Annotated in this window: 12 protein-coding genes and 1 pseudogene; 8 read left to right on the top strand and 5 right to left on the bottom strand. The window is 64.3% G+C overall.

Annotated features, from left to right (window positions below; all coding sequences use genetic code 11):
* The first annotated feature begins 14 nt into the window (after positions 1-14).
* The 8 genes from AWB70_RS06890 (at position 15) to AWB70_RS06855 (ending at position 9,870) form a co-directional block, all read left to right on the top strand.
* Positions 15-3,230: an efflux RND transporter permease subunit gene (locus AWB70_RS06890; protein WP_053571139.1), complete on the top strand. Its 3,216-nt coding sequence runs from the start codon at positions 15-17 to the stop codon at positions 3,228-3,230.
* 1 nt (position 3,231) lies between these two features.
* A complete protein-coding gene (locus AWB70_RS06885; protein ID WP_053571138.1) occupies positions 3,232-4,695 on the top strand; it encodes an efflux transporter outer membrane subunit in 1,464 nt (487 codons plus the stop codon).
* Complete coding sequence (locus AWB70_RS06880; protein WP_053571137.1) at positions 4,692-5,999, top strand: paraquat-inducible protein A; 1,308 nt, start codon at positions 4,692-4,694, stop codon at positions 5,997-5,999. Before AWB70_RS06885 ends, AWB70_RS06880 begins: the two co-directional genes overlap by 4 nt.
* Entirely contained in the window at positions 5,996-7,597 is a 1,602-nt protein-coding gene (locus AWB70_RS06875; RefSeq protein ID WP_014252057.1) for a PqiB family protein, read from the top strand. Before AWB70_RS06880 ends, AWB70_RS06875 begins: the two co-directional genes overlap by 4 nt.
* On the top strand, positions 7,597-8,172 hold the full coding sequence (locus AWB70_RS06870) for a PqiC family protein (protein ID WP_053571136.1): 576 nt from the start codon (positions 7,597-7,599) through the stop codon (positions 8,170-8,172). The genes AWB70_RS06875 and AWB70_RS06870 overlap by 1 nt, the downstream gene beginning before the upstream one ends.
* Before the next feature lie 192 nt (positions 8,173-8,364).
* The gene (gene tssD / locus AWB70_RS06865; RefSeq protein ID WP_235024154.1) at positions 8,365-8,856 is read left to right on the top strand and encodes a type VI secretion system tube protein TssD; all 492 of its coding nucleotides are present in this window, start codon (positions 8,365-8,367) and stop codon (positions 8,854-8,856) included.
* 1 nt (position 8,857) lies between these two features.
* Positions 8,858-9,337 carry a DUF2778 domain-containing protein gene (locus AWB70_RS06860; protein ID WP_053571134.1) on the top strand — a complete coding sequence of 160 codons (480 nt, stop codon included), beginning with the start codon at positions 8,858-8,860 and terminating at the stop codon, positions 9,335-9,337.
* A complete protein-coding gene (locus tag AWB70_RS06855; RefSeq protein WP_053571133.1) occupies positions 9,334-9,870 on the top strand; it encodes a hypothetical protein in 537 nt (178 codons plus the stop codon). Before AWB70_RS06860 ends, AWB70_RS06855 begins: the two co-directional genes overlap by 4 nt.
* A 42-nt stretch (positions 9,871-9,912) precedes the next feature.
* Here the strand turns inward: AWB70_RS06855 and AWB70_RS06850 are convergent, their stop codons facing one another.
* The 5 genes and pseudogenes from AWB70_RS06850 to AWB70_RS06830 form a co-directional block, all read right to left on the bottom strand.
* The gene (locus tag AWB70_RS06850) at positions 9,913-10,920 is read right to left on the bottom strand and encodes a hypothetical protein (protein ID WP_053571132.1); all 1,008 of its coding nucleotides are present in this window, start codon (positions 10,918-10,920) and stop codon (positions 9,913-9,915) included.
* Positions 10,917-11,699, bottom strand: a complete 783-nt coding sequence (gene fabI, locus AWB70_RS06845; RefSeq protein ID WP_014252052.1) for an enoyl-ACP reductase FabI — start codon at positions 11,697-11,699, stop codon at positions 10,917-10,919. Before fabI ends, AWB70_RS06850 begins: the two co-directional genes overlap by 4 nt.
* Entirely contained in the window at positions 11,696-12,898 is a 1,203-nt protein-coding gene (locus AWB70_RS06840; protein WP_053571131.1) for an acetate/propionate family kinase, read from the bottom strand. The genes fabI and AWB70_RS06840 overlap by 4 nt, the downstream gene beginning before the upstream one ends.
* A 4-nt stretch (positions 12,899-12,902) precedes the next feature.
* Positions 12,903-13,844: pseudogene (locus AWB70_RS06835) on the bottom strand (phosphate acetyltransferase); the annotation flags it as partial.
* 36 nt (positions 13,845-13,880) lie between these two features.
* The gene (locus AWB70_RS06830) at positions 13,881-16,217 is read right to left on the bottom strand and encodes a DUF3141 domain-containing protein (RefSeq protein ID WP_053571130.1); all 2,337 of its coding nucleotides are present in this window, start codon (positions 16,215-16,217) and stop codon (positions 13,881-13,883) included.
* Positions 16,218-16,250: the final 33 nt, after the last annotated feature.

The following is a 16,250-nucleotide window of genomic DNA, read 5'->3' as shown; positions in this document are numbered from 1 at the left end:
CGCGGAAGAGGCCTATGAACATTTCACATTTCTGCATCGACCGTCCGATTTTCGCTTCGGTCATTTCGATCATCATCACGCTGGGCGGCGCGCTCGCGATGCTTGCGCTGCCCACCGCGCAATACCCCGACATCACGCCGCCGCAGATCACCATCTCCGCGACCTATCCGGGTGCGAGCGCGGATGTCGTCGCGAACAACGTGGCCGCGCCGATCGAGCAGCAGGTCAACGGCGCGGACAACATGATCTACATGAACTCGTCGAGCTCCTCGACGGGCAATCTCACGATCAACGCGTACTTCGAGATCGGCACGAATCCGGAACTCGCGCAGGTGGACGTGCAGAACCGCGTGAACCTCGCGATGCCGCAACTGCCGCAATCGGTGACGGCGCAGGGCGTGCAGGTGCAGAAGAAATCGCAGGCGTTCATGATGGTGATCGCCATCTATTCGCCCGACGAACGCTACGACGCGACCTATATCGCCAACTACGCGAACGTGTATGTTCTCGACGCGCTCAAGCGCATTCCCGGCGCGAATCAGGCCGCGATCTTCGGCACGCCCGATTACGCCATGCGCATCTGGCTCAAGCCCGACCGCATGGCGCAGCTCGGTATCACCGCGTCCGACGTGCAGCGCGCCGTGGCCAACCAGAACCAGCAGTTCGCCGTCGGGCGGCTCGGGCAATCGCCGACGGGCGCGGCCGTCGAGCAGTCGTTCGCGGTAACGACGACGGGCCGGCTCACGGAGCCGTCGGAGTTCGAGAACATCATCATTCGCGCGGAATCGGGCGGCGCCGCGATCGTGCGCCTGAAGGACGTGGGCCGCGCGGAGCTGGGCCAGAAAGACTATTCGATCCGCAGCCGCTTCCAGGGCAAATCCGCGACGGTGCTCGCCGTCTATCAGCAGCCCGGCGCGAACGCGCTCGACGTGTCCAAGCAGGTGCGCGCGTCGCTCGCCGAGATGAAAAAGACCTTCCCGCAAGGCATCGATTACGAAATCGCGATGGACACGACGGAGTTCACGCGCGCGTCCATCTCCGACGTGGTGCACACGTTCTTCGAAGCGGTCGTGCTGGTGGTGATCGTCGTGTTCGTGTTCCTGCAAAGCCTGCGCGCGACGCTGATTCCGGTGATCGCGGTGCCGGTGTCGATCGTCGGCACGTTCATGGGCATGGAAGCGCTCGGCTTCTCCATCAACATGCTGACCTTGTTCGGCATGGTGCTCGCGATCGGCATTGTCGTGGACGATGCGATCGTGGTGATCGAGAACGTCGAGCGCAACATGACGGTCTTCAAGCTCGATCCGAAGACCGCCGCCAAGAAAGCGATGGACGAAGTGGCCGGGCCGGTCGTCGCGATCGTGCTCGTGCTGTGCGCGGTGTTCGTGCCGGTCGCGTTCCTCGGCGGCATCACGGGGCAGATGTACAAGCAGTTCGCCATTACCATCGCGATATCGGTGGTGATATCGGGCATCGTCGCGCTCACGCTGTCGCCGGCGCTTGCCGCGCTATTGCTGAAACCGGGGCATCACGAGAAAAAGGGCTTTTTCCGCTGGTTCGACAACCAGTTCGAGCGCATGACGCACGGCTACACGCGCATGGTGCGGCTCATCATCAAGCGCTTCGTGATCGCGCTGCTGCTGTTCGTGGGCATGATCGCGCTCGCCGTCGTGATGATGAAGGACATTCCCACCGCCTTCCTGCCGCCCGAGGATCAGGGCTATCTGCTCGGCGCGGTGATCATGCCGGACGCGGCCTCGCTCGATCGCACGGGCGCGGTGTCCGAGCGTGTCACCGAGTACTTCATGAAACAGCCGGCGGTGGGCAGCATCACGACCATCGATGGCTTCAGCATTCTCGACAGCCAGAACAAGAACAATTCGTCGACTTTCTTCGTCGGTTTCAAGAGTTTCGATGAACGCTACAAGTCCGCGAATATCCGCACGCAGAACGCGCGCGCGGTGCTCATCGACGCCTACAAGAATTTGTCCGAAATCAGGCAGGGCATCGTGATACCGCTGAATCCACCGTCGATACCGGGTCTCGGCACGACCGGCGGCACCGAAATGTGGATTCAGAGCAAAGGCGATGCGACCACCGCCCAGTTCGCGGGGATCGTCGACGATTTCGTCGCCAAGGCGAAAGCGCGGCCGGAACTGACCGGCGTCACGTCCACGTTCAACGCGTCGTCGCAGCAACTGCTCGCCAACGTCGACCGCGACAAGGCCGAGACGCTCGGCGTGCCCGTCGAGGACGTGTACAGCGCCATGCAGACGATGTTCGGCTCGCTCTACGTGTCGCAGTTCAACCGGTCGAGCCGGCTGTGGCAGGTCATTCTGCAGGCGGAGCCGCAATACCGCCTGAAACCCGACGACCTCACGCAGATTTTCGTGAAAAGCACGAGCGGCCAGATGGTTCCGCTCAAGTCGGTGGTCAGCACGCGTTACGTCACCGGGCCGGACCTCATCACGCGCTTCAACAATTTCCCGGCGGTGAAGATCACGGCGAACGCCGCGCCCGGCTATGCGTCGGGCCAGGTGATCCAGGCGCTCGAAGACATCGCGGCAGGCTTGCCGACCGACTACGGCATCGGATGGAGCGGCGAGGCGTACGAGGCGAAGAAATCGGGCGGCACGTCCGGGCTCGTATTCGTGTTCGGCCTCGTGATGGTGTTCCTGATCCTCGCCGCGCAATACGAAAAGTGGAGCCTGCCGTTCGGCGTGCTGATGGCGGTGCCGTTCGCGCTCTTCGGCGCGCTGCTCGCGATTCTCCTGCGCGGCCTCAACAACGACGTGTATTTCCAGATCGGCCTCACGATGCTGGTCGCGCTCGCCGCGAAAAACGCGATTCTCATCTTCGAGTTCGCCGTGCTGAACCGCGAGCAGGGCAAATCCGTTTTCGATGCGACGATGACCGCCGCTGAAGAACGCCTGCGCCCGATCGTGATGACCTCGCTCGCGTTCATTCTCGGCTGCGTGCCGCTCGCGATCGCGACGGGCGCATCGGCGAACAGCCGGCATTCCATCGGCACCGGCGTGATCGGCGGGATGCTCGGCGCGACGGCCATCGCCGTGTTCTTCATCCCGATGTTCTTCTGGGGCCTCGAAACGATGTCCTCGCGCTCGAAGAAAAAAGGCGGCGAGACGCCCGCCGCCGATGCGACGCCAGAGTCGAAGGCATCGGGAAGCGGCCCGAACGCCACGCCGTCCGCTCCGGACAAAGGACACTGACATGCGGCGCGCCCGGCTCATCCACTCTTTCGCGGGCATGGCGGCCGCGCTGTCGCTCGGCGGCTGCCTGCTCGGCCCGAACTACACGCGCCAGCCGGTCGAGACGCCTGCGACGTATCGCTTCGCCGCGGCCGAAGCCGCCGATACCGCCAACACCGAATGGTGGAAGCAGTATCAGGATCCCGTGCTCGACGACCTGATCGCCACCGCGCTCGCGAACAACAAGGACGTGAAGATCGCGGCGGCGCGCGTCGATCAGTTCATGGGCCAGTTCGCGACGACGCGTTCCGCGCTCTTTCCGCAGATTTCCGCGGGTGCGCAGGCGGCGCGTCAGCGCACGCCGCTCGCCCTGTCGAACGGATTCGGGCCGGTTTACAACAGCGTCGAGCTGTCCGTTTCGGCGGCGTGGGAAATCGATGTTTTCGGCCGCAACCGGCGTCTGACCGAGGCTGCGCGCGCGAATCTGCTGTCGAGCGAGGAAGGACGGCGCGCGACGATCCTCTCGCTGGTGGCGTCGGTGGCGACGTCGTATCTGAATCTGCTGAGCCTCGACAAGCAGCTCGATATCGCGAAGGCGACGACCCAGAGCCGCGCCGAATCCGTGCATGTGTTCACGCTGCGCTTCGAAGGCGGCGAAGTCTCGCAGATGGAACTGGCGCAGAGCCAGTCCGAGTACGAAGCCTCGCTCGCGACGATTCCGCAGCTCGAAACGCAGATCGCGCAGCAGGAAGACGCGCTCTCGATCCTGCTCGGCGCGAACCCGGGGCCGATCGTCCGCGGCCGCCCACTCGGCGAACTCGCGACGCCCGTGGTTCCGGCGGGCCTGCCTTCCGACCTGCTGGAGCGACGCCCCGATCTGTTGCAAGCCGAACAGGATCTGGTCGCGGCGAACGCGCTGATCGGCGCGGCGCGGGCGCTCTACTTCCCGCAGATTTCGCTGACCGGCCTCTTCGGCACCGCGAGCACCGCGTTCTCGTCGCTCTTCACGGGGCCCGCGCGCGTGTGGTCGTTCGCGGGTCAGGTCACGCAGCCGATCTTCACGGCGGGCAATATCTCGGGCCAGGTGCAGTCGGCCGAGGCGCAGCAGCAGCAGGCGCTGCTCACTTATCAGAAAGCGATACAGGTCGCGTTCCAGGAAGTCGACGACGCGCTCATCGCATCGCGCAAGCTGCACGAGCAGCTCGAAACGCAGGGCCGCCAGGTGGTCGCGCTCAGCACCTATTCGCGCATGGCGCGGGCGCGCTACGAAGGCGGCTATACGAGCTATATCGAAGTGCTCGACGCCGAGCGCAGCCTCTTCAACGCGCAGCTTTCGCAGACCCAGACGCAGGCCGCCGCGCTCGCGTCGTTCGTCACGCTCTACAAGGTCATGGGCGGCGGCTGGGTCGTGGCCGCCGACAAGATGACGACGCAAACCAGCGACGCCGCTAAAGCCGCGCAACCGAGCCCGCAGGCGGTCCAATGAACGCGCCGACATCCGCATCCGGCGACCGCCCAGCGCGCGCGCTGATCGCGTGTCACGAGTGCGATCTGATGCAGCGCGAAAGCGACGTCCCGCCCGGCGGCATGCTGCGCTGCTGCCGCTGCCGCGCCGTGCTCTACCGGCGCCGGGGCCGCGGCTTCGACCGCGCCCTCGCCTATGCGCTCGCGGCCTGCGCGCTGTGGGTCATCTCCAACGCGTTTCCGATCGTCGGTCTCGCGGTCAACGGCGATCTCGTCGAAACCACGCTCATCGGCGCGGTGCGCGTGCTCTATCGCGACGGCATGTGGCCGCTCGCCGGCCTCATCTTCATCACGACGATTCTGATGCCCGCGCTCCAGTCGCTCGGCATGGTGTGGCTGCTGCTGCCGCTGCACCTGAACCGCAGGCCGTGGCGCGCCGACGCCGTGTTTCGTGTCCTGCGCATCGCGCGCAACTGGGGCATGACCGAAGTGCTGATGCTCGGCCTGCTCGTCGCGCTCGTGAAGCTCGCGCATATCGCCGCGGTCGTGACGGGACCGGCGCTGTGGTCGCTCGCCGCGCTGATGCTGCTGCTCGTCGCGGCGGCCTCCGCCTTCGACGAGCGCGCGATGTGGATGCGCATCGAAAAAGCGCCGCCCGGCATGCCCGCCGACACGCCGCTTGCCGGGCGCACGGCGGCCGCGAGCGGCATCTGCGTATGTCACGACTGCGGCCTGAGTACGCGCGGCGTGCAGCGCCATGCGCATTTGTGCTGCCCGCGCTGCGGCGCGCGTCTGCATCTGCGCAAGCCCGCGAGCCTGTCGCGCACGTGGGCGTATCTGATCTCGGCCGCGATCCTGTACGTCCCCGCGAACCTGCTGCCGGTGATGAACACGAGTTCGCTTTTCGGCGCGCAGAAGGACACGATCATGAGCGGCGTCGCGTACCTGTGGCAGTCGGGCTCCTGGCCGCTTGCGATCATCGTGTTCATCGCGAGCATCGCCGTGCCGATGCTCAAGATTCTCGCGATCGGCTATCTCGCCACGACCGCGAATCTGCGCATGACGCAGCAGAACGTGCAGCGCGCGCGCATCTATCGCGTCGTCGAGCTGGTGGGCCGCTGGTCGATGCTCGATATCTACGTGATCGCCGTGCTCGTCGCGCTCGTGCAGTTCAGCGCGATGGCGACGATCGAAGCCGGGCCGGCGTCGATCGCGTTCGGCGCCGTCGTCGTGCTGACCATGTTCGCGGCGATGTCTTTCGATCCGCGCCTCATCTGGGACACGGAAAGAACACCCTCGCCGCCCTCTGCCGAAGGATCGCGATGAGCACGCCCGACGAAACGCCCGACGCCGAAGTCGTGCCGAAAAAGCGCTGGCGCATACCGTGGGTCTGGGTCGTGCCGGCCGTCGCGGTAGCGGTCGGCGTCTGGCTCGCGGTGCAGGCCGTGCTCGCGGAAGGCCCGACCGTCACCATCAGCTTCAAGTCCGGCGAAGGGCTCGAAGCGGGCAAGACGAAGATCAAGTTCAAGGACGTCGATATCGGTCTCGTGAAGACGGTCGCGCTCTCGAAGGATTACAAGCGCGTGATCGCCACCGCCGAATTGACGCGCGACGCGACCAACATGCTCGTCGACGACACCCGCTTCTGGGTCGTGCGTCCGCGCGTGGCGGGCGGCTCGGTGTCGGGCATCGGCACCTTGCTGTCGGGCGCGTATATCGGCATGGACATCGGCCACACGAAGGAGACGCGGCGCGATTACACCGGCCTCGAAACGCCGCCGGTTTTCGCGAGCGACGTGCCCGGACGGCGCTTCGTCCTGAAGGCGGTGGATCTCGGTTCCGTCGATGTCGGCGCGCCGGTGTATTTCCGCCGCCTGCAAGTGGGCCAGGTCACGTCGTTCGAGCTCGACAAGGACGGCGCCGGCGTGACGCTGCACGTTTTCATCAACGCGCCTTACGACCGCTATGTGAACGCCGATTCGCGCTTTTGGCAGGCGGGCGGCATCGACGTGACGCTCGGCACCGACGGGCTCAAGGTCAATACGCAATCGCTCGTGTCGATCCTGATCGGCGGGCTTGCGTTCGAGACGCCCGCGGTCTCGCTAAGCTGGGCCGAGGCGCCGCCCGATACGACGTTCAAGCTCTTCTCCACGCGCGCCGACGCGCTGCGCGTGCAGGAGCGCATCGTCGAAACGTATATGTTCAGTTTTCAGGGCTCGGTGCGCGGGCTTGCGGTGGGCGCGCCTGTCGAGTTCCGCGGCATTCAGATCGGCGAAGTGTCGGCGATTTATACGCGCTTCGACCAGGCGACGAAGCAGATCAGCATTCCGGTCGAAGTGAAGCTTTATCCGGAGCGCTTCACGTCGCGCTTCGCGAACGAGCCGAAAGGCGGGCGCGTGGCGAGCGATCCGAGAGCGCTCGCGGATTTCCTCGTGTCGCGCGGATTGCGCGCGCAATTGCGCACGGGCAGCCTGCTGACGGGCCAGTTGTACGTGTCGCTTGATTTCTTCCCGAACGCGAAGAAGGCGAGCATGGACTGGAACAGCGTGCCGCCCGAAATGCCGACGACGCCGAGCGGCCTCGACTCGTTGCAGGATTCGGTGAACCGCATCATGACGCGCATCGACAAGCTGCCGATCGAGGAACTCACCGCGAGCGCGCGGCAGACGCTCAACAGCACGACCGCGCTGATGCAGGGTCTCAACACGCAGGTCGTGCCGCAAGCCGCGACGACCCTCGCCGCCGCGCGCGCCGCGCTCGATGCCGCGCATTCCACGCTGATGCCGGATTCGGGTCTGCAGCAGGACACGGCCGAAGCGATCCGCGAACTGACGCGCACTGCTGTTTCGTTCCGCAGTCTCGCGGATTATCTGCAGCAGCATCCGGAAGCGTTGCTGCGTGGCAAACCGGAGGACAAGAAGTGATGCGGCCCGCTCTCGTTCTCTTTCTTTTCGCGCTGCTCGCCGCATGCAGTTCGCCGCGCGCGAGCTTCTACCGCTTGAGCGCGGACCCCACGCTCACCGCGGCCACCGCGCGCGCGCCCGCGCGGCCCGTGATCGTCGGGCCGGTGACGGTGCCCGATCTCGTCGATCGTCCGCAAATCGTCACGCGCAATACGAACAACGAAGTTTCGCTCAACGAGTTCGCGCGCTGGGGCGAGCCGCTCAAGAGCAGCATCGCGGACGCCATCGCGGCAGACCTCGCGGTGCTGCTCGCCTCGGATCGCGTCGCGCCCGCCTCGCGCGCGATCGCCGATCCGGACGCGTTGCGCGTGCGTGTGGATATCCAGCAGTTCGAGTCCGTTCCCGGCGATGCCGTTTCGATCGACGCGCAATGGACGGTGCGGAGATTCGGCGACGAGAATGCGATGAGCGGGCGGTCGAAAGTGCGCGAGCCGGTTAGCGGGCCTGATTACGATGCGCTCGTGGCCGCGCATAGCCGTGCGTTGGCGGGGGTGAGCCGGGATATCGCGGCGGCGATTGGAAGGGGTGGGAACTAGCGTCGGCGCGATTAACGGCCAATTCCCTATTGGCTCGCTTCTTTTTTATTTAGGATAAGCAACTATCAATTGCCGAAAGCCAATTATCTAGCCTCTGCTTTCACTAAAATCCACACACGCGTCGTCTTGTAAACGATAGCGTTTCAGGCCCGCCAGTGTTGGCGCTTCCTGATAATGAATAACAAGATGGTCATGCCAGTTCATCTGTCCTTGAAAGACGATCAAGGACGCGACCTTCGAGGGTCCTCCACAGTGCAAGGTCGTGAAGGAACGATCGAAGTAATTGCCCTCTCGCATTGTTTCAGCGTGCCCGTGGATCCTCTCACAGGACGAGTGGTCGGACAGCGGACACATACGCCCTTCACAATTCATAAAGAAATCGATTCATCGACGCCGCTGCTCCATCAAATGTTGCGCGATTCAAGAACGCTGCAATCGGCCGATGTCGTTTTCTTCCGGATCAATCACGCGGGCATGGAAGAAGCGTATTACACGGTGCATCTGGATAACGTGAAGATCGGTTCTATCATGACCCTGATGCCGAACATGAAGGATGCAAGCTGTGCGCTTTTCAATCACATGGAAAGCATTGAATTGTTCTACGAGAATATCTCGTGGCATTACCACGATGGCAATCTGAAGGTGTCGGATGCGCTGAGCGCTGCACGCGAACAGGCGGTATGACATGCCGGTGAATTGCACGTTCAAGCTAAACAACAGGGAAACGTCTACGCTCGTATGCACGGGATACGGCACGGTAGAAGCGTTTTCCGGTCAGAAGCACGGCCGCGACAATCCCGATGCAGTCACCATCGCGAAAATTGGTCCGATTCCACGCGGTACGTATTATCTTGTCGATCGCCAGTCCGGGGGGCTGCTTGGAAGGGTGCGAGATGCGCTAGCGCCTTATGTCGGTTCAACAGAGCGCACAAAATGGTTCATGCTTTGGAATCCGGAAACAGGAGATATGAGCAACATCAAGGGCGTGATGCGCGGTCAGTTTCGACTGCATCCTGTAGGAAATGAAGAACGAAGTGAAGGCTGTATCACCCTCGTCAATCCTGCCGAGTTCGAGCTATTGCAGCGCTTTATTCGCACTTCCCCGCCCATTCTTCCTGTGCCAGGTTCCACGCTCAAGGCCTACGGCATGGTCACGGTGAAATGACACGCGAAAGACTCATAACGCTCGCCCGAATCGTGTTGCTGATTTTCGTGTCATTTCTCGTAGCCAGCGCGATGACTCGATTCACCTACACATGGGCGCCTGCGATTCCCGACTGGATAGCTGACACCATACGCGCTTCGTACGAAGCACTGGGCTATCAAGGCGTTGGGATCGAGGACATCATGGACGGCGACATTCTAGGAAGGCTGAGTGTCTGCTGGTTTTTCGCTGCGCTTTTCATCGGCGTGTGTCGTCGCTCGACTCGCAGAACCATTCCGCGTACTTCATGGTTTCTTGCGTACATCGTTGGCACTTTCGCCAGCGCGTATCTGCTTGCAGATTGCATTTGTCAGGTGGTGCCTGGACCGGTGCATGACGGGACGCTGGGAAGTGAACTGGATCCTCTTCGGGTGATTCATGTATTGGGCGTACTCATGGTGTGCTGGATCGGCATGTTCATCGTCTTGCGGCCACTTCTCGCAGCGCTTAATCGACTTCGCGCACGCCCGCGAGGCGATGCGAGAAACTCTTGAAAGACACACTCTTTGGCCATTCTCTTCGAGTGCCAACGGGTCCTACAACACCATCCGCTCCGCCTCCGCAAACCGCGCCCCCCCAGCCGGCACATCCCGCCGCGCGATACGCACGATCTCCACAGCCCGCGTCTGCGGCGGCTGTGTCGGAAGACGCGCCAGATGAATCGCGATATCGGCGTGCGGCTCATCGCAGCGCGTGTCCATCAGCAGATTCATATGATTCAGGCACAGCGTGCGCTCGGTGACGGAAATCATCCTCACCGGTTCGTCGAGCACGTCGAGAATGGTCTGAAGCTGCGTCTCGATGGAATCGGCGGGCGAGCCGAGCGCGGCGAGCGCGGCCTCGTTCTCTTCGACATCGCGCTGCAGCCGCGTGGCGTCGCCGGCGAGATCCGCCGAAGCTATCAGGCTGCTCATGCCCGCGCCGCGCCGGCCAAGCATCTGCATACGCGCCGCGAGCAGCGCGCGATGTTCCTGCAGCGCATCGCGTCGCGCTTCCGTCTGCGCGACGCGCGACATCGCTTCGAGCGCGAACTGCTCGACGATCCGCTGCACGAGATCGCCCCTGAGCGCGTCGTCGGATTCGTGGCAGAAGCGCATGCGCTTGTCGTCGAAGCCGATCGCCGTGCGCGCAACATCGGAGCGCATCGTGCCGCCTTCGAGCGCCGCGACGAGCACCTGCCGCTCGACGAGCGTCGCGCCCAGAATCGCGAAAGCGTGGTCGGCCGCGATGTGATCGCCGAACCAGTCACACACGTCGCGCGACTCGCCGATCACGCGCGCGATGTCGTCGGGGGTCGCGAATTTCGCGCGCAAGTACGGATCGTCCGACCATGCGCCGGGCGTCGCATCGCGCGGCGCGGGCAGCGCGGCGACCAGTTCGCGCACGTGATCGATCGTCTTGCCGACGGCAGGTGCAAGCCGCGCCTCGTAGCGGCTCGCGAGGCGCACCTGAGGCGCCACCGTCACGATGCGCGCGAGCGCCTGCCGCACGTCGTCGCGCGTGGCGCTATCGTCGCGTTTGAAGAGCCAGTTGAACATGCTCATCCCATGATGTGCACGCCGCCATCCACGTACAGCGTTTCGCCCGACAGACGGCGCGCGTAAGGCGTCGCCAGAAAGGCGCAGGTGAACCCCACGTCCATGATGTCGACGAGCTCGCCGAGCGGCGCGCGCTGCGCGGCTTCCGTCAGCAGCAGATCGAAATCCTTGAGCCCCGATGCGGCGCGTGTCTTGAGCGGGCCCGGCGAAATCGCGTGCACGCGGATGCCCTGCGGACCCAACTCGTAGGCGAGATAGCGCGCGCACGCTTCGAGCGCGGCCTTCACCGGGCCCATGACGTTGTAGTTGGGGACCACCTTGTTCGCGCCGTGATAGCTCATCGTGAACATCGTGCCGCCGTCTTTCATGAGCGGCGCCGCGAGCCGCGCCATGCGCACGAACGAATGACAGGAGATGTCCATCGCTTTCGCGAAGCCGTCCGCGGAGCAGTTCAAAAGGCCGCCCTGCAGATCGTCCTTCGGCGCCCACGCGATCGAATGCACGAGGATATCGAGCTCGCCCCACTCGCTGCCGATGCGCTCGAACACCGCGTCGAGCTGATCCTGCCGCGACGCATCGAGCGGCATGAAGATGCCAGCGTCGAGCGCTCGCGCAACCGGCTCGACATAAGGCCGCGCCTTGTCGTCGGCATAGGTGATGGCGAGATCCGCGCCCAGTTCGCGAAACGCCTTCGCGCAGCCGTATGCGATCGAATGCTCGTTGGCGATGCCGGTGACGAGCGCCTTTGCGCCCTTCAGCACGGCATGCGGAACATGCTCCATCATGTGGATGCTCCCTCGCGTTTGTCGTCGATCAGCGCGAATGCATGACGCGCGATCATCAATTCCTCGTTGGTCGGAATCACCCACGCGCTCACCTTGCCCGACGCCTTGCTAATGCGCGGGCCGCCGCTTTCGTTCGCCGCTGCATCGAGCTCGATGCCCCACCACGCCGCCTGCTCGCACACGCGCTGGCGAATCTCCTTCGAATGCTCGCCGATGCCCGCCGTGAACACGATCGCATCGAGCCCTTGCAGCGCGGCGCTCATCGAGCCAAGCTCGCGGCCGATGCGATACACGTAGAGATCGATGGCGAAGCGCGCGCGTTCGTCGTCGCTTGCGAGCAGGGCGCGCATGTCGCCCGACACGCCCGAGACGCCGAGCAATCCCGAGCCGCGATACAGCAGGTCTTCGATCTCGCGGGGGTTCATGCCGAGCTCGTCGAGCATGTAGAGGATCACGCCGGGATCGAGATTGCCGCAGCGCGTGCCCATCATGAGGCCGTCGACGGCGGTGAAGCCCATCGTGCTCGCCACGCTCTTGCCCGCGTGCATCGCGCACAGGCTCGCGCCGTTGCCCAGATGCGCGACGACGGTGCGCCCGCGCGCCGCGTCGGGCGCGATCGCCGGCAGCGCGCTCGCGATGTATTCGTACGAGAGGCCATGAAAGCCATAGCGCCGCACGCCGTTTTTCGTGATCGACTCGGGCAGCGCGAACGCCTGCGCGATGGGCGCCTGTGTCGCATGGAACGCCGTATCGAAGCAGGCGACTTGCGGCAGGCCCGGATTGCGCTCGGCGATGATGCGTATCGGCTTGAGATTATGCGGCTGATGCAGCGGCGCGAGCGGCGTGAGCTTGTCGAGTTCGTCGAGCACCTCGGGGGTCGCCAGCACCGGCTTCGTGAAACGCGCGCCGCCATGCACGACGCGATGCCCGACGCCGATCAGACGATGCCCCGCGCCATGCCCGCGCAGAAACGTGCCGAGATACGCGATGGCATCGGCGTGCTGGAGCGTTTCGCCGTCGCCCCATTGATGCTCGCCGGTCTTCTCGCCCTTCGCGTCGAACGCGACGAAATGCGGCGAGCTGAAGAGGCCTTCCACCTGCCCGCGCGTGACGAGTTCGAGATCCTCGCCGTCGACGTCGAACGCGCTGAACTTGATGCTCGACGAGCCCGCGTTGAGAACCATGATGACGTCGGCCATGTCATCACCCCGTCACTTGCGCTTCTTCGCGACGCTTGGACGCCACGAGCGCCGCCACGGCGCACGACGCCAGGCGCGAACGCAGCGTATCGGCGCGACTCGTGAGAATGATCGGCACGCGCGCCCCCAGCACGATGCCGGCCGAATGCGCGCCCGCGAGAAACGACAGGCTCTTCGCGAGCATGTTGCCCGCTTCGAGGTCCGGCACGATCAGCACGTTCGCCCGGCCCGCGACGGGCGAGTCGATTTTCTTCGTCTGCGCCGCTTCGAGGTCGATCGCGTTGTCGAGCGCAAGCGGGCCATCAACGAGCGCGCCCGTAATCTGATGCCGGTCCACCATCTTGCACAGCGCGGCGGCTTCGAGCGTGGAAGGCACTTTCGGGTTCACCGTTTCCATCGCCGACAGAATCGCGACGCGCACCTCCGGGAAGCGCAACGCGTGTCCGAGGTCGATCGCGTTTTGCAGGATATCGACCTTGTCGGCAAGCGTCGGCGCAATGTTGATCGCGGCGTCGCTGATGATCAGCACGTTCTCGTGCCCCGGCACATCCATGATGAAGCAGTGCGACACGCGCCGCTGCGTGCGCAGACCGCCTTCGCGCTTCACGACCGCGGCCATCACTTCGTCGGTGTGCAGGCTGCCTTTCATGATCGCCTCGGCCTTCGCCTCGCGCACGAGTTCCACCGCCTTGTCGGCGGCGGCGTGACTGTGCGGTGCATCGACGATAGGCAGGCCGGTGATGTTCAGCCCGCATTCCTCCGCGACTTCGCGGATACGCTCGCGCGGCCCGACGAGCAGCGGCGCGATCAGGCCCAGCTCATGCGCCTTGACCGCGCTTTCGAGCGAGGTGCGGTCGCAGGGATGCGCAACCGCTGTCGCGAGCGGCGGCAGCGCGCGGCAAATCTCGATGAGCCGTTCGTACTTCTCTTCCTTCTGATTCATATCGCCTCCCGGGAGAACGTGAGATGCGCCGCCGGCGCATCAGTGCGCGGGTGCGGAACGCCGGGGCGCGCGCGCGGGCTTGAGGGGCAGCGCCGCGCGAATGCGCGCGAGCGTGTCGTGTTGCGTCGCCGTGGGCTCGTAGCCTTGCAGACGGCTATCGTCGCGCAGCTTGTCCATGAAGGTGAGGAGCTTCTTGCGGTCCTCGTTGTCGTTGAGAAGATCGGGCAAGGTCGACAGCGCCTGTTCCGGTTCGTAGCGTACGATGATCTCCTGCTCGCCGCGAATGCGCCGCCATTCGTCGCGCGGCTTCTCCGGCAGATAGTCGGCGTAGGCGGCCATGAGTTCCTGGCGCAGCACCATGCGCGCGAGCGGCAGCGGTTCGTCGTGATCGACGAGCAGGCATGCGACGCGTGCGACGGCTTCCGCATACCCGCCATGCGCGATCGACGCCAGCGCGTCCTGCACGAAAGGCAGTTCGCGCGGATCGGTCTTGTGCTCGTGCGCTTCATGCTCCTGCGTCTGCGGCTGATGCGCCGAGAACATGTTGCCGTACACGGAGAAGAACATCGCCTCGGTCGCCGCATCGCGCATGGCGCGGTAGAAGTCGAGGCTCGCGCTGATCATGTCGGAGCCACAATGCTCGGCTTTTCGCAGCACGTCGCGTTCGGTCGCGGGCACAGAGGCAGGCTTGCGCGCGGCCTTCACCGCATCGGCGGCGGGGCCGAGCCACGCGAGCCACGGGTTCAGGTCGGAGAGCATCCAGCGTTGCGCGCGCAACGGATGGAATGCGCGCAGCATGGCCGCGGTGGTGTCGTTGGCCATCGACTGCACGAAGGGCTGCGCGAAGAGTTCATACGCGCGCTGATTGAAATCCGATACCTGTTTTACCGCCTGAAACGGCAATTCGTCGGCGCGCTCGAAGCGATTGAAGCGCGCGGTGAGGTCTTCGAGACGGCGCTCGTGAAAGCTCACGTCGTACTCTGTCTTGCCGTCCGCGCCTTTGCGCTCGGCGATCTCCATGCCGTACAGCCCCGGCGGAAACGATTCGATCGCCTCCAGCACCGACGCGATCTGCGTATGCTCCTTCTTCGCGACCTTGCCGCTCACGAAAATGCCCAGATGCCCGATGTTCTTGTGCATCAGCCCGACGATCACCTGCCCGCGCGACTTGATCTCGTCGGTGCTGCCGTAGATGTCCGCGACCCAGTTGAACGCCTGTTGCGGCGGCGTGATGTTGTCGCCCATCGAGGCGAACAGAATGATCGGCGTCTTGATCGCGCGCAGATCGAACGACGTGCCCGAAAGACCGCGCGTTTCGCCCGACCACAACTGATTGCCGACGAAGAGATTGCGCGTGATCCATTCGATCTCTTCGCGGTTCATCAGGTAATAGCCGCCCCACCAGCGCTCGAAGTCGAGAAAGCGCGGCGGCTCGGTGTCGATCTTGTCGAACAGATGGTAGTACTTGTCCCACAGGCTATTCGCCGGATTCAGGTTCTCGAAGTTCTCGACGAGATACGCGCCGTCGAACTTGCCGTTGCCGAGGTCGGCCGTCAGCGACGCGAGCCACGTGCCGCCCAGCATGCCGCCCGAATAGCGCATCGGGTTGTCGCCCTCGCCTTCGCTCCACGCGCCGCTCCAGTACGACATCGGCGCGCCGTTGATGACGATCGGACCGGTATCGTCGGGCTGCGAGCTCGCGATCATCATCGCGGCCCAGCCGCCCTGGCAATTGCCGACGATGGCGGGCTTCGGGCTCTCGGGATGCAGCTCGCGCACGTGCTTCACGAAGCGCTGCTCGGCCGCGCAGACATCGAGCAAGGTTTGGCCCGGCTGCGGGTCGCGGAAGAACGTGACGAAGTACACCGGATGGCCCGCGCGCAATGCGACGCCCACTTGCGAATCGTCCTTGAAGCCGCCGATGCCCGGACCATGCCCCGCACGCGGATCGATGACGAGATACGGCCGCTTGAGCGGATCGACGACGACGCCTTCGGGCGGCACGATACGCAGCAGCGCATAGTTCACGGGCCGCTCGAACGTGCGGCCGTCCATCAGCGTGTCATAGGCGAAATGCAGCACGGGTTCGAGGCCGCGCTTGGTCTGCTCGATGAAGTTGTTGCCGCGCTGACGCAGCGTGTCCCAGAAGAGCACGGTGCGCTGCATGACGTCGACGGCGTACGCGTAGCCGTTGAAGGGGCTCACCCCGCCCGCGGCGCCGGCTTGATCCGCGCCGCCGTTGCCGAACAGGCGCAGGCCGGCATCGCGCGCGCGTTCGCTGAACTGATGCTGCGCCGTTTCCGCGCGCTTCTGAAACACGCGGGACACTTTGTCCGCGATCTCCTTGCTTCGATGCAGTCGATCTGCATGCGTCATGACGTGACCTCCGCGACGAAAACGTGCATGGGA

It is taken from the genome of Caballeronia cordobensis, from assembly GCF_001544575.2.
Lineage (GTDB): Bacteria > Pseudomonadota > Gammaproteobacteria > Burkholderiales > Burkholderiaceae > Caballeronia > Caballeronia cordobensis.
This window is presented reverse-complemented; position numbering and strand designations above follow the sequence as displayed.

What these genes read in the sequence shown, in the direction of transcription:
- AWB70_RS06890 (WP_053571139.1), top strand. Translation starts at nt 15, where the DNA reads ATGAACATTTCACATTTCTGCATCGACCGTCCGATTTTCGCTTCGGTC.
- AWB70_RS06885 (WP_053571138.1), top strand. Translation starts at nt 3,232, where the DNA reads ATGCGGCGCGCCCGGCTCATCCACTCTTTCGCGGGCATGGCGGCCGCG.
- AWB70_RS06880 (WP_053571137.1), top strand. Translation starts at nt 4,692, where the DNA reads ATGAACGCGCCGACATCCGCATCCGGCGACCGCCCAGCGCGCGCGCTG.
- AWB70_RS06875 (WP_014252057.1), top strand. Translation starts at nt 5,996, where the DNA reads ATGAGCACGCCCGACGAAACGCCCGACGCCGAAGTCGTGCCGAAAAAG.
- AWB70_RS06870 (WP_053571136.1), top strand. Translation starts at nt 7,597, where the DNA reads ATGCGGCCCGCTCTCGTTCTCTTTCTTTTCGCGCTGCTCGCCGCATGC.
- tssD (WP_235024154.1), top strand. Translation starts at nt 8,365, where the DNA reads ATGCCAGTTCATCTGTCCTTGAAAGACGATCAAGGACGCGACCTTCGA.
- AWB70_RS06860 (WP_053571134.1), top strand. Translation starts at nt 8,858, where the DNA reads ATGCCGGTGAATTGCACGTTCAAGCTAAACAACAGGGAAACGTCTACG.
- AWB70_RS06855 (WP_053571133.1), top strand. Translation starts at nt 9,334, where the DNA reads ATGACACGCGAAAGACTCATAACGCTCGCCCGAATCGTGTTGCTGATT.
- AWB70_RS06850 (WP_053571132.1), bottom strand. Translation starts at nt 10,920, where the DNA reads ATGAGCATGTTCAACTGGCTCTTCAAACGCGACGATAGCGCCACGCGC.
- fabI (WP_014252052.1), bottom strand. Translation starts at nt 11,699, where the DNA reads ATGATGGAGCATGTTCCGCATGCCGTGCTGAAGGGCGCAAAGGCGCTC.
- AWB70_RS06840 (WP_053571131.1), bottom strand. Translation starts at nt 12,898, where the DNA reads ATGGCCGACGTCATCATGGTTCTCAACGCGGGCTCGTCGAGCATCAAG.
- AWB70_RS06830 (WP_053571130.1), bottom strand. Translation starts at nt 16,217, where the DNA reads ATGACGCATGCAGATCGACTGCATCGAAGCAAGGAGATCGCGGACAAA.